Source organism: Streptomyces sp. NRRL F-2664, assembly GCF_000719345.1.
Lineage (GTDB): Bacteria > Actinomycetota > Actinomycetes > Streptomycetales > Streptomycetaceae > Streptomyces.
The window spans coordinates 1-1,242 of sequence record NZ_JOFX01000219.1; the positions used below are offsets into that span (position 1 = coordinate 1).

Genomic DNA, 1,242 nt, shown 5'->3' on the forward strand with positions numbered 1-1,242 from the left:
CTCTGACAGCATGAGACCTGCAACGTTGCGACGATCATGCGAATCCACCTTAGAACCCAAGGAGCACCTGGGGGTCATTCTTACGGGAGCAACGACAGCTGCCGAGTGCCGAGGTGCAGAAGACGCGCTGGAGCCTGCGGTGGCAGGTGACGGGGCGGTGGAGGTTGCCGCTGGCCTTGCCCGAGTCGCGGGGTGCGGGGGCGGCGCCCGCGAAGGCCGTTAGGGCGTCCGGGGAGTCGAACTCCTCCAGGCTGCCGCCGACCGCGGCGGGGGAACCCGGCGCCGGGCACGGTGCCGATGCCCGGCACGCTCTGCACTGTGTCGGCGAGTTCGTGCTCGCGAAACCGGCCCTCGATAGGCTTGTCCTCTCGGAAATCTGTTCGCTGAGGGCCGTCACCTCCTCGGCCAGGGCGGCCTCGACGGCGGCCCCGGCCACTGCTGTGGAGTTGTGGACCTTGCGGCTGGCCAGCCGCTTTGGTCAGCCGGGCGGTGTCGGCGCGGCGGATCGCGGCCGGTGTCTGGTAGCCCGTCAGTAGCTTGAACGGGCCGGTGTCGGCCACGTCCAGGGCACGTTCCAGGGCCGGAGCAACATGCTCAGGAGGGTGCCGCGCAGGCGGTCACCACCCGGGTGCGGTCCTCGACCAGACCGGCCCGGCGCCCGGTCAGCAGCTTGAGTTCGAGGGCGGTTCGTCGCCGGGGCGGATGGGCCGCAGATCGCGGCGCATCCTGACCTGGTCGGCGATCACGTAGGCATCGCGGGCGTCGGTCGCCGCGGTAGCCGTCGGAGGCCCGGTTCACCAGGCGGCCGGGGATGTAGAGGACCTCCTGACCGTACCTGACCAGCAGGGCTGGCATCAATGCCGACCCACCGCCGGTCATATCGATGGCCCAGGCGGCCTTGCGGCCGTCGGCCAGGCCGAGGACATCTCCGATCAACTTCAGCAGTTCGGGCTCGTCGTTGGCCACCCGCCGGGACAGCAAGGTCTTGCCGCCGACGTCCAACCCGAGGCCGTGATGGCGGCCCTTGCCGCTGCCGACCCCGGCCCATATCCGCCTGATTGCGCTCCTGACGTGCGTCTTCGTCTTGTTCGTACCACGGACGACCTCGTCGGCACTGCTCTACTCAGCGACTTGTTCGCACTTGCTAGTGCCGTGACCGGGAAGGTTTGCCGGGTTGGGTGGTCAGGCCGCGGCCGGTAGCGGTCTGCCGCCCCAGCGAATGCCTTTCTCGCTTCGGATGCG

1 pseudogene is annotated in these 1,242 nt (G+C 69.3%); it reads right to left on the reverse strand.

Features of this window, described 5'->3' with window-relative positions:
* Window positions 1-91: 91 nt before the first annotated feature.
* Window positions 92-1,059 (reverse strand): annotated as a pseudogene (locus tag IF89_RS49520) (IS110 family transposase); the annotation flags it as partial.
* Between the last annotated feature and the right edge of the window lie 183 nt (window positions 1,060-1,242).